Below are 14,376 nucleotides of genomic sequence, written 5' to 3'. Positions count from 1 at the left end.
TCAGAAGCGGAAGCTGATCCAGCCCGCGAGGAAGTCCGAGCTCTTGTAGCCGGCATCGGTCAGGGCGGGGCCGGCGGCGAGATGCTCGTAGCGGCCGGTCACCGACAGGCGCGGGCTGATCGTCCACACCGCCTGGAGCCGCGCCACATCGGCGATCTTGCGCGCGCCGAACCGCTGGGTCCCGGCGAAGGGCTGGCCGTTGGCGCGATAGACCGCATCGCGCACGTCGTCGCGCCAGGTAAACTGGTACTCGGCGGTGACGCGCAGGTTCCTGAGCGGCGAGAACGTCACGTTGGGCGCGGCCGCGATCAGGTTCGACGGGGTCAGGAACAGCTGGTAGCTGTAATAGATGTTGTTGCCGAACGGCGCATAGGCGTCGCGCAGCTTGCCGTCGCCATAGCCGCCCCCGCCGCTGGCATAGTCGACATGGAAGCCGATCCGCGGCGCGGTCGCCGGCTTGCCGAGCCGGTAGGTCTGGGCGAGGAACACCTGCCAGGCGTCGATCTTCTGGTTGATATAGGTGCCGAACTGGTGGTTGGCCGACCAGTCGATCGTCAGCGGCCCGGCATCGCCCCAGATGCGCGTGCCGGCATAGAAACGCTCCGCCGGTCCGATCCGCCCGCCCCAGGCGCCGACATTGTTGCGCCGCCGCCAGAAGAAGGGATCGACATAGAGCTTCGACCCGCCGAACCAGCTCTTTGGCACGGCCCAGCCCATGGTGATGCCGGAAAAGCGGCGGGCGGGATCGCTGATGTCGTCGTCGGTGCCGAGATCGCCATAGGCGGTCGGCTTCAGGTCGAACAGATCGGCGCGCAGCGTCGCGCTCCGCGCCCAGCCGCGCCAGCCGTTGAGCGTATAGCGGATCGTGTTGTTGTCGCGCTGCGAGACGAGCAGGTTCGGCCCGTCGGTGAATTCCTGCCGGCCATAGCGCAGCCCGAACGAGACGCCCGCGGCCTCGACATCGCCTTCCACGAAGGCCTGCTGGACGACGAGGTCGTTGCGCAGCGTCGCCGCCGGCACGCCCAGCTCCACCCCGCCGATGCCGCCATGCGCCACCTCGACGAAGCCGCGCAGATGCGGTCCGACATGCAGGTCCGCGCCCGCGACGATGCGGTTGATGTCCTGCCGCTGCGCCGGCAGGTCGCGCAGATTGGGGTTGGTGGTGTGGTTGACCCGCAGCCGCAGCTCGCCCGACAGGGTCAGGTAGATGTCGCCGTCCCCGTCGAGCGGCAGGTATTTGAGCCGGTCGAGCGGGTCGTCGCGCTTCTTCGGATCGCGATAGCTGCTCCAGTCCTCCGCCCAGCGCGACAGGTTGAAGCCGTTGGTCGTGGCGCCGTCGCCGGCCGCGGCGGCGGGGTAGGAAGTGACGGTGGGGGTGGCCGGGTTGCGGGTCTGCCCCGCCTCACTCGGCGCGGGAGTCTTGGTCTGCGCGGCGAGCGGCGCGGCGAGCGTTGCGGACGCGAGCAGGGCGGTGGCGCGAAGGATGCGCGTGGTGCGGGTCATGGGCTGGTCCTTGGGACTGGAACCGGTAAGGGCAGGAAAGCTCGACCTACCCTCCGCTTCCCCGTTCGTTCGGGCTGAGCACCCCTCTCCCCCGTTCGTGCTGAGCTTGTCGAAGCACTGTTCTTCTCTTCGTGCCGCACACTCCGCGGCCAGGAAGAGCAGCCCTTCGACAAGCTCAGGGCGAACGGTCGGGGGGTAGGCGAGTGGGGAGCGAGGAGCGGTAAGCAAGCGGACGGATCACTCCGCCGCGACGACCCCCTCGGGCAGGTCCTCGACCCGCGGCAGGCGACCGGCGAGCGCCGCGTCGAACTGCGCCCGGTCGAGCTTGCCCTCCCAGCGCGAGACCACCACCGTCGCCACCGCATTGCCGATGAAGTTGGTCAGGCTGCGGCACTCGCTCATGAAGCGGTCGATGCCGAGGATCAGCGCCATGCCCGCAACCGGCACCGAGGGGACGATCGACAGCGTCGCCGCCAGCGTGATGAAGCCGGCGCCGGTCACCCCCGCCGCGCCCTTGGACGAGAGCATCGCGACGCCGAGCAGCAGCAGTTGCTGGCCGATCGTCAGCTCGACATTGCAGGCCTGGGCGATGAACAGCGCCGCCAGCGTCATGTAGATGTTGGTGCCGTCGAGGTTGAAGGAATAGCCGGTCGGCACGACCAGCCCGACGATCGACTTGGGGCAGCCGGCCCGCTCCATCTTCTCGATCAGCGAGGGCAGCGCGCTTTCCGACGAGGAGGTGCCGAGCACCAGCAGCAGCTCCGCTTTCAGATAGGCGATCAGGCTGAAGATCGAGAAGCCGGCCAGCCGCGCGACCACGCCGAGCACGATCACGACGAACAGGATCGAGGTGAGGTAGAAGGTGCCGACCAGGAAAGCGAGGTTGGCGAGCGCGCCGACGCCGTACTTGCCGATGGTGAAGGCCATCGCGCCGAACGCGCCGATCGGCGCGGCCTTCATGACGATGCCGACCAGCTTGAAGAAGGCGATCGACACGTCGTCGAGCAGGTCGAGCACTTTGGCGCCGCGATCGCCGACCATCGCCAGGCTGATCCCGAACAGGATCGCGACGAACAGCACCTGGAGGATGTTGCCCTCGGTCATCGCCGACAGGAAGGTGTCGGGAATGATCCCGGTCAGGAAGCCGGTGATCGTGGTGTCGTGCGCCTTGGCCGCGAACTCGCTGACCTTGGACGTGTCGAGCGTGGCGGGATCGATGTTGAGCCCCGCGCCCGGCTGGACGACGTTGGCGACGATCATCCCGACGATCAGCGCGAGCGTCGAGAAGAAGAAAAAGTAGAGGAAGGCCTTGCCCGCCACCCGGCCGACCGAGGCGAGGTCGCGCATCCCGGCGATGCCGGTGACGATGGTGAGGAAGATGACCGGCGCGATGATCATCTTCACCGCCTTGATGAAGGCGTCGCCGAGCGGCTTGAGCGCCTCGCCCGTCGCCGGGGCGAAATGGCCGAGCAGCACGCCGGCGGTGATCGCGATCAGCACCTGGACGTAGAGCTGGGCATACCAGGGCCGGGCCGCGGGGGGCGGGGCGCCCGGGCCATGGTGCGGCACGGTTTCCATCTTCATCATGCTCGGCTCCTCTCGATCGGTCCGCCCTGTCGGCGGTTATCGCGCCATTCTCCGGCACTGCTGCATCGGGCGCAAAGGCCCATGCGTGCAGTGCATTCGCCGCGGATTTCCGCCGTTTATCGCCCGACCTGACCCACGGCGCGTGCAGTTTTCCGCCGCTGCGGGCCGCGAGGAGTGCAGGAAATTGCACATCGCCGGGCCCGCTCCTAGGATGCGGACCATGGGTGATTCGCGGACGCTGCGCCGCGCCGGCTGGGTCATCGCGGCGCTGGTCGCGAGCCTCGCAGCGGCGCTGATCGCGGGGCTGGTGGCCGAACGGGGCGCGCGCCTGCGCTTCGCCGCGACGCTCTCGGCCGACGTCCGGCTGCGCCAGGCGCTGCTTGCGAGCGAGGTCGCCCGCTTCCGCCTGCTGCCGGAGGCGATCGCCGACGATCGCGATCTCGTCGCGACACTGGCCGGGCAGCAGACCGCGGCGCACGCGCTCGACCGCAAGCTGGAAACGCTGGCGGCGCATACCGGCGCCGCGGCCATCTATCTGGTCGGGCCGGCCGGGCGCGCGCTGGCGGCCAGCAACTGGCGGCGGCCGACCAGCTTCGTCGGGCAGGACTATCGCTTTCGGCGCTATTATTCGGCCGCGATGCGCGACGGCAGCGCCGAGCAGTTCGCGCTCGGCACGGTCAGCCGGCGGCCGGGCCTCTATCTGTCGCGGCGCACGGCCGGCGGCGGGGTGGTGGTGGTCAAGCTGGAGTTCGATCGGATCGAACAGGCGTGGCGTGCGGCGGGCGGCATCACCTTCGTCACCGCGCGCGCGGGTATCGTGCTGGTCACCAGCCGGCCCGACTGGCGCTTCGCCGCGACCCGCCCGCTGACCGGCGCCGAGGCTGCGGCGGCGCGGACCGACTATGGCGTCGCCGCGCTGGGGGCGCCGCCCCTGACGGTGCGGCCGGACGGGCTGGTCGAGACGGCGGGCGCGGCCGGGCCGCTGCTGGTCGCCCGCAGTCCGATCGACGAGCGCGGCTGGCAGGTGGCGCTGGCGATGCCGGTGCGCGGCGTGGTGGACGTCGCGACGCGCAACGCCGCGATCGCGGCCGGGCTGGCGACGCTGGCGCTCGCCGCGCTGGTCTGGGGCTGGCGCGAGCGCGCCCGGCGGCGCACCGAACGGACCGAGGCGCTGGAAGCGGCGGTGGCGGAGCGGACCGCCGATCTCAGCCGCGAGATCGCCGAGCGCGCCGCCGCCGAAGCGCGCGCGGCCGAGCTGCGGGAGGGGCTACGCCAGGCCAACCGGCTCGCCGCGCTCGGGCAGATCACCGCGAGCGTCGCGCACGAGACGGCGCAGCCGGTCGCGGCGATCCGCAATTATGCGGTCACGGGCGAGCAGCTGCTCGATCGCGGCGCGCTGGAGGAGGTGCGCGGCAATCTGCGCGCGATCGACCGGCTGACCGGGCGGATCGGCGCGGTGACGGCGGAGCTGCGCGGCTTCTCGCGCAAGGGCTCTGGCGCGATCGGGCCGGTGCCGCTGGCCGAGGTGATCGACGGCGCGCGGCTGATCCTGAAGGAGCGGCTGGCGCGGGTCGCGCTGATCCTGCCCGACATTCCCGCCGACCTGATTGTGATCGCCGGTCGGGTGCGGCTGGAGCAGGTGATGGTCAACCTGCTTCAGAATGCGATCGAGGCGCTGGAGGGGCAGGCCGATCCGCGCATCGTGCTGACGCTCGCGACGATGCCCGACACGGTCGCGCTGACCGTCGCCGACAATGGCCCCGGCATCGCGCCCGACATCGCGGCGAAGCTCTTCACCCCCTTCGCCACCAGCCGCCCGCAAGGCCTCGGCCTAGGGCTGACGATCGCGCAGGACATCATGCACGATCTCGGCGGCGCACTGCGGCTGGTGCCGGGCGGCGGCGGCGCGGTGTTCGTGGTCGAGATGCGCCGGGGATGAGCGACGCGGCGAACGCCTGCCCGGTGGCGCTGGTCGAGGACGACGAGGATCTGCGCGCCTCGACCGCGCAGTTGCTGACGCTGGCCGGGTTCGCGGTGGAGGCGTTTCCCGCCGCCGCCCCGGCGCTCGACCGGATCGACGCCGATTATCCCGGCGTGGTGGTCAGCGACATCCGGATGCCCGGCCTGTCGGGGCTGGAGCTGTTCCGCGCGCTGCATGCCCGCGACGCGACTCTGCCCGTGATCCTCATCACCGGCCATGCCGATGTCGAGACCGCGGTCGCCGCGCTCAAGGCAGGAGCCTGGGATTTCCTGACCAAGCCCTGCGCGCCCGATGCGCTGGTCGCCGCGGTCGGGCGGGCGGCGACGGCACGCGCGCTGGCGCTCGACAATCGCCGCCTGCGTGCCGCGGCGGAGGCGGGAACGGGCGACCATGTCGCCGCCGCGCTGATCGGCGACGCACCCGCGATCCGCCGGCTGCGCGAGATGGTGCCGGTGCTGGCCGGCGCCGATATCGACCTGTTCCTCGAAGGCGAGACGGGCACCGGCAAGGAACTGCTCGCCCGGCTGCTCCATCGCGCGGGGCGGCGGGCGCGGCACCGGTTCGTCGCGGTCGCCTGCGCCGCGCTGCCCAATGCGCTGGTCGAGGGCGAGCTGTTCGGCGGCGGCGAGGGCGGCGTCGCCGCGGCAAGCCGGGGCACGCTGTTCCTCGACGATGTCGACCGCGCCTCGCCGCGGCTGCAGGCGCAGCTGGTGCCGCTGCTCGAGGAGCGCGCGCTGCGCCAGCCGGGCGGGCGCGAGCCGCTGCCGCTCGACCTGCGCGTGGTCGCGACCGCCGGCGACCCCGGTGAGCGCGCGGCCGATGCGATCCGGCCCGAGCTGTTCTATCGCCTCGCCGCGGTGCGATTGCGGCTGCCGCCCCTGCGCGAGCGGCGCGAGGACGTGCCGCTCCTGTTCGCGCATCTGGCCGACGCTTCGGCCGCACGGCTGCGGCGGCCCATACCGCCGCTGACTGCATCGGTGCGCGACCATCTGGCCGGGCATGACTGGCCCGGCAATGTCCGCGAGCTGGCGCATTTCGCCGACCGCTTCGTGCTGGGGCTGGAAGGCGAGGCGGCGGCCGAGCCCGATGCCGCCGGCACGCTGCCCGACCGGGTCGCCGCCTTCGAGCGCGACGCGATCGTCGAGGCGGTGCTCGCCGCGCGCGGCGAGATCGGCGCGGCGATGGTCCGGCTCGGGCTGCCGCGCAAGACCTTCTACTACAAGGTGCAGCGCCACGGGATCGATCTCGGCGCGCTGCGCCGCAAGGGGCGGGGGTAGCGGCGATAGCCCCTCCCCTTCAGGGGAAGGGTTGGGGTGGGGCGTCTCCTCACGCGCCGCGCCAGCGGAAGTGCCCCACCCCCAGCCCCTCCCCTGAAGGGGAGGGGGGTGTAAAGGCCGTCAACCGTCGAATCGGAACTTCAGCAGATAGGTCGTCTGGATCGGCAGCCAATTGTCGTCCGACACCAGCCACAGGACGGTAGCCCCGTCCTCGCGCAGCGCCGCGATGCCTTCGAAATTATCGTGGACCAGCGGCGCCTCCAGCCGGGCGATCTCGCGCCCCGAGACGGCGGCACCCGGGCGGAGCGCATCGGGGTCGATCAGGACCAGCCGGTTCGACCAGCGAAACGGCAGGAACAGCGCCCGCTCCAGCACGAGCAGCCGGCCATCGGGCAATTCGGTCAGGTCCGCCGGATCATAGCCGGGGGCGGGCACGTAGCGGAAGGCGAAAGCCGGGCGCGGATCGGCGACCGGATCGCCGCGCCAGACCAGCCCCGCGCGCGCCGCAGCGCCATAGGGCCGCGACTCGCTCAGCGCGACGAAGCGGCCGTCGCGCAGTCGCGCGAGCGACTCCGGCCCGCCATTGCTCCGCCACGCCCGCATCGCCGCGGGCGCCGCGAAGGCGATCCCGTCGGGGCCGTAGCGCCAGATCTGGTTCGCGCTCTCGAACCCCACCCACACCCGCCCGGTGGCGGGATCGCGCGCAAGCGACTCCGCATCGCGATCGCGCTTCTCCCACCCGGTGCGCGGGCCGGCGGGCAGTTCGCCGAAGCGCGGATCGGCGATCCGCCAGCGCGCGTCCAGCGTCATCCGGGCGACATGGCCGGCGTCGCTGACCAGCATCACCCGCGTCCCCGCGCGCGCCGGCGCGACCGCGATCGCGGAGAAGCTGCCAAAGGCCCGGTCGGGACTGGCCAGCGCCACCCCGCCGAGAAAGCGCAGCGCACCCACCCGCCGCCGCGCGGGATCGGCGGGATCGAGCGCCACCGGCGTTGCCACGATACGGGCCGGCCCCGGCTGGGGCAGCGCCCGCCGCTCCTCGCCCGACCAGCCCGTGCCGAGCACGAGCGGCAGCAGGATTGCGGCGGCGAGGGGGGCGGGACGCGGGCGGGACACGCGCCCTCATAGGCCGGGCGATGCGGCTGCAAAGGCTGAACCGACGATAACGGACACATTCAGGATGCACTCAACGCGAATCGTCCAGAAGCATGTCATCGACGACGGGCCTTGAGACGACGGATCAGGCCCCGCCGCCGGGAAGACCGGGAGAAGACATGATGTTCAAGAATTTCACCCTCGCCACGGCCGCGATCGCCATGACCGCCTCGACGCTGGTGCCGCTGAGCGCCGCCGATGCGCGCCCCCGCTATCGCGGCGAGCGCTATTCGCAGGGCTATTATGAGGGCCGCCGCGACGCCGAGGCGCGCCGCCAGTGCAAGAAGGGCAATACCGGCCTCCTCGTCGGTGCGATCGCCGGCGGCCTGCTCGGCCGCACCATCGACACCCGCGGCGACCGCACCATGGGCACGCTGCTCGGCGCCGGTGCCGGCGCGCTGGCGGGCCGCGCGGTCGAGCGCGGCGACCGGCCGGATTACTGCCGCTGATCGCTGCGGCGGATACAGGTTCCCTCGCGTAGCGTATCGAGGGCGGAGGGTCGGTGCCGCAAGGCGCCGGCCCTCTTGTCATGGCGGGCGATCCTTGCCTCGAGCGGCGAAGGACCAGGAGCGTTCATGCGGCGATGCGACGGAGCCGTCGCCCGATCCTTGGTCGCCCCAATCTCGGGCTTGTTTCGACCCGCTGTCATTACCCGTTCGTGCTGAGCGCAGTCGAAGCACTGTGTGGAGAGCTGCCCTTCGACTTCGCTCAGGGCGAACGGAGATGGGCAGGGCCGATCGATCTCGACTCCAATCCTCCCCCGCAAGGGGGAGGTGGCCGGCTCATCCGGTCGGAGGGGGAGGAAGGGGTGGAGCCATCGAATGTGCGCCGCCGCCCGCCCCCCCCCGTCAGCCTGCCGGCTGCCACCTCCCGCTCACGGGGGAGGATTTAAAGTTTGATCCACCCGGCTTGAATCGTTTCCCATCGTCACCCCGGCGAAGGCCGGGGCCCAGTTGGGAAGGCCTGCGAAACAAGGCGCGACCTACATCATCAGCGTCCCCCGACTGTGCCCCGGCCTTCGCCGGGGTGACGCTTCAGCTTGGAAGGGTCACTCTCTAGGGGAGCTCGGGTCGCGGCAACGGCGAAGCCGCCGCCGCGACGTCGGACGGGTTCGGCGAGGCGCCGACCCGCCGACCGTGCCGGTAATTCGCCGCCTCGGCGGCGGATGATCGTCAGTACATATGCTGCCCGCCGTTGATGCTCAGCGTCGAGCCGGTGACGAACCCGCCATCCTCCGAGCAGAGGAACGCCACGCCGCGCGCGATCTCGTGCGCCTGGCCGAGGCGGCCGACCGGAATCTTGGCGACGATCTTCTCCAGCACCTCGGCGGGGACCGCGGCGACCATGTCGGTGTCGATATAGCCCGGCGCGATCGCGTTCACCGTCACGCCGGCCTTCGCGCCTTCCTGCGCCAGCGCCTTGGTGAAGCCGTGGATGCCCGACTTGGCGGCGGCATAGTTCACCTGGCCGTACTGGCCGGCCTGACCGTTGATCGAGCCGATATTGACGATCCGGCCCCATTTGCGCTCGCGCATCCCGGGAAAGGTCGCCTTGGCCATGTTGAAGCAACCGCCCAGATTGGTGTCGATCACCTCTTTCCACGCCTGATAGCTCATCTTCAGGATGGTGCCGTCGCGCGTGATGCCGGCATTGTTCACGACGATGTCGACCGGGCCGAGCTCTTCCGCGACCTTCGCGCAGCCGGCCTGGCAGGCGTCATAGTCGGCGACGTCCCATTTGAACGCCTTGATCCCGGTCCGCTCGGTGAATTCGGCCGCGCGCTGGTCGTTGCCGGCATAATTAGCCGCGACGGTGACGCCGGCCTCCTTGAGCGCAAGGCTGATCGCCTCGCCGATCCCGCGCGTGCCGCCCGTGACGATCGCCACCCGTGCCATTCAAGCCTCTCCTGCTCCCGTTGGCCCCCGACGCTAGGGCAGGCGCACCCAGCCTTCAAGCTCGCGCCTGAGGATTCGCGCCAACATTTCGATGCCGCCATCCTCATCGTTGAGACAGGGCAGATAGGCGAAGTCGGTGCCGCCGGCCTCGATGAAGCTCTCGCGCCCCCGGATCGCCAGCTCCTCCAGCGTCTCGAGGCAATCCGCCGAGAAGCCGGGCGCGAAGATCGCGACCCGCTTCACTCCGCGCGCCGGCATGGCTTCCAGCGTCGCGTCGGTCGCCGGCTCCAGCCATTTGGCGCGGCCAAAGCGGCTCTGGAAGGCGACCTCGACCGGTCGCCCCATCGCTTCGGACAGGAGGCGCGCGGTCTTGCGGCAATGGCAGTGATAGGGGTCGCCCAGCTCCAGCGTCCGCTGCGGCATGCCGTGGAAGCTGGCGATCAGCGCATCGGGCGTAAAGCCGATCCGGGCCAGGCTCTCCTCGATCGAGACCTTGAGCGCGTCGACATAGAGCGGATCGTCATAATAGGGCGGCAGGGTGCGGATCGCCGGCTGCCAGCGCATCCGGGCGAGGTGCGCGAAGGCCTTGTCGTTGGCGGTTGCGGTCGTCGCCGCGCAATATTGCGGATAGAGCGGGGCTAGCAGGATCCGCTCGCACCCGGCATCCTTCATCGCCTGTACCCGGTCGGCGATGGCGGGGCGTCCGTAGCGCATCGCCCAGTCGACCAGCACATCCGGCCCGAAAGCATCTTTGAGCCGGGCCGCCTGCGCCTTGGTGATCGCCGCGAGCGGCGAGCCGTCCTCGCGCCAGACCTGGCTATAGGCATGGGCCGATTTCTTCGGGCGGGTGTTGAGGATGATCCCGCGCAGGATCGGCTGCCACGCGATTTGCGGGATCTCCACCACGCGCCGGTCGGAGAGGAATTCGGCCAGATAGCGCTTCACGCTGCGCGCGTCGGGGGCGTCGGGGGTGCCGAGGTTCATCAGCAGCACGCCGATGCGCGGAGACGGGATGGCGGGATGGCCCGGGGGCAGACTGGTCATGATGCGGTCCTAACGGTCCGCGGCGCAACGCATAAGGGGGCGGTTGGTGGCGCAGGATCGGCCGCCGCTCGTGCAGGCGGCGTACTGAATCGCTGAGTCGCTGCCAGCGTGTAGATTGCAGTATTTGTCCGGGCAGATTTCGCCTGCCAACGTCCTGTGAAAGCGCAGGAATTCAAGATCAGGTTGATCGATGTTGCTCGGCATAGTAGCTCGGCCGCAGAGTTGGACCTGTTCGTAGTCGAGGTACCATGTATCTGCTCCGACATATAATGGCTGGTGCGCTGTTGATGGCGTCCGCGGCGGTGGCGGCGAGCGGGTCCGGTGCGGGCGAGGATCACCCGCTGTTTCCACGCTATCCGAACGCTGTCCTCAAGCTCTACCGGGCGCCGTCGCTGGACGAGATCGTCATGCCGACCGGACCGATCCAGGATGCGGACGGGACGGCGAATCGGCAGACTGTGACGGGAACGGTCAGTCATTTCGACTATGCGGTAAGGCCGGCAGTCTCGGCGCTGCAGGTCGCACGCTTCTATGAGGCGCGGTTGAGGTCGACCAGCTACACCATCGTGTTCGGCTGCTCGAGCACGGCCACCTGCGGCAACGACATGGGCAAGCTCATCCTCCTGTCGGGCAAGGTCGCGCCCGAGGGCGTGGACGGGCTGTTCGGCGACAAGCTGCGCGTGATCGTCGCCCGGCGCGACGCGAGCTGGATCCTGCTGCACATCTATGAAGGGCCGGATCGCACGATCGTCTATCAGGCGAATGTCGATCCCGAGGAGACGGCAAAGCCCGCCGCCACCCCGGTCGCGGCGGGGGCGGGGCCGAAGGTGCATACCTCCGCGGCGAAGGACGTGACCGATTGCACGAAGCACACCGACGGCGGCGGCCGGACGGCGACGGGCGGGATGCTCGGTGGCCTGCTCGGCAGCAAGGTCGGTGGAGCGAAGGCCGTCTATGCCGGTGCGGCGGTCGGCGGTGTGATCGGCGACAAGCTCGACATGCAGGCGCGCTGCGGCCCGTCCGCCCGGGTCGAGAGCAACGCCGCGGCGGACGACGATGCCAAGCCCAAAAAGAACAAGCTGCGCAGCGTGCTCGGCTTCTGAGCCGCCGCTACGGCAAGGGAGGATAGGGGTGACGGCACGATCCTTCTGGCTGGCGATCGCCGCCGCGATCGTCATCGGCGGCACGTGGTTCGGCTGGCGGTCGCAGGCGGTGGCGCAGATGCCGACGGTCTTCATCTGCAACGGCGTACCGCAGGGCGGTCCCAACTGCCCGCCACCGACACCGGTGCTGAAGAACTTCGTCCGGGTCGACAAGTCGTTCGGCGCGCTCGCCTATGACGCGGCAAAGGCGCTCTGGTACGGCAGCTACCAATATCCGTCGCGCAAGGATGCGCAGCAGGGCGCGATCGGCCATTGCCGCGAAAATGGCGGCACCGACTGCCGGCTGATGCTGTCCTATACCAATCAGTGCGCGGCCGTGGCGCGGGCGGTCAACGGCAAGCAGGAAGTGCCCGGCAACGATACCGTCGATACCGGCAGCACGCAGGAAGAGGCGGAGGCGCATGTCCGCCAGGCTTGCGAGCGGGACTGGAGCACGAAGACCTGCGTGGTGAAGCTGGTCAATTGCAGCCATCACGGCGTCACGCGCTGGCAGCAATGGGTGTATGAATAGGCGCGGCTGACGGCAGCCGTTACCCTCTCACCCCGTCAGCGGCAGATGGCGGATGCGCTGGCCGGTCATGGTCTGGAGCGCGTTGGCGATGGCGGGGGCGACCGGGGGAACGGCGAGTTCGGCGACGCCGCCCGGTGCCTCGTCGGAGCGGATGATCTCCACCGTGATGTCGGGGCTGTCGGCCAGCCGCGGCAGCCAGAGCGTGTCGAAGCCGCGGGTGGTGGCGAGGCCGCGCGCATAGCCGGTCGAGGCGCCGAGCGCCTGGGCGAGACCGAAGATCAGCCCGCCCTCGATCAGTTGACGGACCAACCCGGGATTGACGACGCGCCCGCAATCGACCGCGGCGACCAGCCGGCCGACCTGGGCGCGCCCGTCCGGCCCCGGCTGCGCCTCCGCCATCACCGCGACGTAGCTGCCGCGAAAGGCGTGGGCGGCGATCCCCTGGCCGCTGCCGGGCACGCCCCCGTCCCAGCCGCCGAGCGACGCGGCGGTCGACAGGCAGCGGGCGAGGCGCGGCTCGCCGCCGAGCATGCCGATGCGGTACGAGACCGGCTCCGACCGGGCGGCGTGAGCCAGTTCGTCGAGAAAGCTTTCGGTGAAGAAGCAGGTCAGGCCGTGCATTCCGGCGCGCAGATGCCCGGTCGGCAGGCCGATCGCCGCCGGGTGATGATCGATCGCGACGGCCGGGATGCGATAGGGCGGCAGCGCGCCGCCGACCGCATAGCGGTCCGCCGGATCGAGGCCCAGCGCCAGTCCCGTCAGCCGGTCGGGCCGTAGTGCCGCCGCCAGGTCGCGGCCGGTCGCGGGCGCGGCGATCTTCGCCTGCCAGCCCAGGATCGCGCCGCCCTGGCCGAGCCGCGCCGCCATGCGGGCGACCGCCGGGGGGCGGGGGCGCTGGTGGAGCAGCGCCTCGCCGCGCGACCAGACGATGCTGACCGGCCGCTTCAGCTCCATCGCGAGGATCGCCGCCTGCTCGGCCGCCCGCGGGTCGAGCGCGCCGCCGAAGCCGCCGCCGAGCTGCAGCGGGTGGAGCGTCACCGCGCCCTCCGCCAGTCCCGCGGCGGCCGCGGCGGCGGCGCGCAGCCGGCCCGGCGCCTCCGCCTGCGCCCATAGCTCGAGCCGGTCGTCGCGAAGGATCGCGGTGGCGGCGGGGGTTTCCATCGCGGCATGCAGCCCGGCCGCGGCGCGATAGGTGGCGGTGAACAGCGTTGCGCCCGCGAAGGTCTCGCGCAGGTCGCCGCTGCCCGCGATGCGGTGGCCGTCGCCGTCCAGCGCGGCGGCGAGGGCCGCGGCGATCGCCTCGTCGTCCACGACCGCGCCGTCGGTGGCGAAGCGCGGATGCGCGGCATCGAGCGCGCGCTGCGCCGCCCAGCCGGTCGCTGCGGCCGCCGCCACCCAGCCCGGCCGCTCGACCAGGGCGATGAACCCCGCCACCTTTTGCGCGGCGGCGCGATCGACGGCGAGCAGCCGGCTGTCGCCCGGCGGGGCCTGGCCGATCGCGACATGGACCATGTTCGGCAGGCGGATGTCGGCGGCGAAGGGCGCGGAGCCGTCGACCTTGGCGGGCGCATCGAGCCGCGGCAGCGGCTGGCCCATCAGCGCGCCCGCGCCGGCGACGCCGATCGGCAGCGGATCGGGCGGGGAGAGGCGCGCCGCCTCGGCCGCCAGATCGGCGAAGCGCAGCCGTCGCTTGCCCAGCGTGACGAAGCCCTGCGCGGCGCTCGCCTGCGTCCAGTCCGCATCCCAGCGCTGCGCCGCGGCCATGCACAGCACCGCACGCGCCGCCGCCGCGGCGGCCCGCAGCGGCTCCTCGAACATGCGGATCGAGCTGGACGCGGCGGTGAGCTCGGGGGCAGGGGCGGCACTGTGCGCGTCTCCGGCGGGCCAGTGCGCCGGCATCCCCTCCAGCAGATCGTCGATGCCGAGCGGATTGGCGTAGAGCGGATTGAGCGGCGCCGGCTCGACCCCGACGGTGCGCCAGTCCGCCCCCAGCTCGTCGGCGGCGATCTGCGCGAGGCCGGTCCAGCTGCCCTGGCCATATTCGACCTGCGGCACGGCGACGACGATGCGGCCGTCCTCGGCGACCTTCAACCACGCGCCGAATGCGTGCTCGCCGGGTCCGGCGGTGAGCGTCGGCGCATAGCGGCGCGGCCACAGCGTCCACGCCGCGACGAGGCCGATCCCCGCCCCGCCCCCGATCAACACGCCGCGCCGAGAGATCTGCACCATGGCGCCCGCGTTTAGGGTGAATTGCGGGGCA

General features: G+C 71.1%; 11 protein-coding genes. 5 read left to right on the top strand and 6 right to left on the bottom strand.

The features are described 5' to 3' along the window. Entirely contained in the window at nt 1-1,503 is a 1,503-nt protein-coding gene (locus IEX18_RS09440) for an alginate export family protein (protein WP_188658490.1), read from the bottom strand. A 237-nt stretch (nt 1,504-1,740) separates the two neighbouring features. Further along, nucleotides 1,741-3,081: a dicarboxylate/amino acid:cation symporter gene (locus IEX18_RS09435; protein WP_373284541.1), complete on the bottom strand. Its 1,341-nt coding sequence runs from the start codon at nt 3,079-3,081 to the stop codon at nt 1,741-1,743. A 229-nt stretch (nt 3,082-3,310) separates the two neighbouring features. On the opposite strand from IEX18_RS09435, the gene IEX18_RS09430 reads away from it, so the two are divergent. Together IEX18_RS09430 and IEX18_RS09425 are read left to right on the top strand one after the other, a co-directional pair. Then, on the top strand, nt 3,311-5,029 hold the full coding sequence (locus IEX18_RS09430) for a sensor histidine kinase (protein ID WP_188658488.1): 1,719 nt from the start codon (nt 3,311-3,313) through the stop codon (nt 5,027-5,029). Beyond that, nucleotides 5,026-6,348, top strand: a complete 1,323-nt coding sequence (locus tag IEX18_RS09425; RefSeq protein ID WP_188658487.1) for a sigma-54-dependent transcriptional regulator — start codon at nt 5,026-5,028, stop codon at nt 6,346-6,348. The genes IEX18_RS09430 and IEX18_RS09425 overlap by 4 nt, the downstream gene beginning before the upstream one ends. A 120-nt stretch (nt 6,349-6,468) precedes the next feature. Here the strand turns inward: IEX18_RS09425 and IEX18_RS09420 are convergent, their stop codons facing one another. Next, nucleotides 6,469-7,464, bottom strand: coding sequence for an esterase-like activity of phytase family protein (locus IEX18_RS09420; protein ID WP_229664478.1), 996 nt, complete (start codon nt 7,462-7,464; stop codon nt 6,469-6,471). A gap of 161 nt (nt 7,465-7,625) precedes the next feature. Here IEX18_RS09420 and IEX18_RS09415 point away from each other — a divergent pair, with 161 nt between their 5' ends. Then, nucleotides 7,626-7,952: a glycine zipper 2TM domain-containing protein gene (locus IEX18_RS09415; protein WP_188658676.1), complete on the top strand. Its 327-nt coding sequence runs from the start codon at nt 7,626-7,628 to the stop codon at nt 7,950-7,952. Between the two features lie 723 nt (nt 7,953-8,675). On the opposite strand, the gene phbB is transcribed toward IEX18_RS09415, so the two are convergent. Both phbB and hemH read right to left on the bottom strand, forming a co-directional pair. Then, complete coding sequence (phbB, locus tag IEX18_RS09410) at nt 8,676-9,398, bottom strand: acetoacetyl-CoA reductase (RefSeq protein WP_188658486.1); 723 nt, start codon at nt 9,396-9,398, stop codon at nt 8,676-8,678. A gap of 33 nt (nt 9,399-9,431) precedes the next feature. After that, nucleotides 9,432-10,442: a ferrochelatase gene (gene hemH / locus IEX18_RS09405; protein ID WP_188658485.1), complete on the bottom strand. Its 1,011-nt coding sequence runs from the start codon at nt 10,440-10,442 to the stop codon at nt 9,432-9,434. A gap of 287 nt (nt 10,443-10,729) precedes the next feature. Between hemH and IEX18_RS09400 the strand changes: the two genes are divergently transcribed. Then, complete coding sequence (locus tag IEX18_RS09400) at nt 10,730-11,545, top strand: hypothetical protein (RefSeq protein ID WP_229664477.1); 816 nt, start codon at nt 10,730-10,732, stop codon at nt 11,543-11,545. A gap of 28 nt (nt 11,546-11,573) precedes the next feature. Further along, nucleotides 11,574-12,116 (top strand): DUF4189 domain-containing protein, encoded by a 543-nt coding sequence (locus IEX18_RS09395; RefSeq protein WP_229664476.1) that lies wholly within the window; start codon nt 11,574-11,576, stop codon nt 12,114-12,116. A gap of 27 nt (nt 12,117-12,143) precedes the next feature. Here IEX18_RS09395 and IEX18_RS09390 read toward each other — a convergent pair whose 3' ends face one another. Next, a complete protein-coding gene (locus tag IEX18_RS09390) occupies nt 12,144-14,345 on the bottom strand; it encodes a xanthine dehydrogenase family protein molybdopterin-binding subunit (protein ID WP_188658482.1) in 2,202 nt (733 codons plus the stop codon). Between the last annotated feature and the right edge of the window lie 31 nt (nt 14,346-14,376).

The sequence above is a fragment of the Sphingomonas metalli genome (assembly GCF_014641735.1).
Lineage (GTDB): Bacteria > Pseudomonadota > Alphaproteobacteria > Sphingomonadales > Sphingomonadaceae > Sphingomonas > Sphingomonas metalli.
This window is presented reverse-complemented; position numbering and strand designations above follow the sequence as displayed.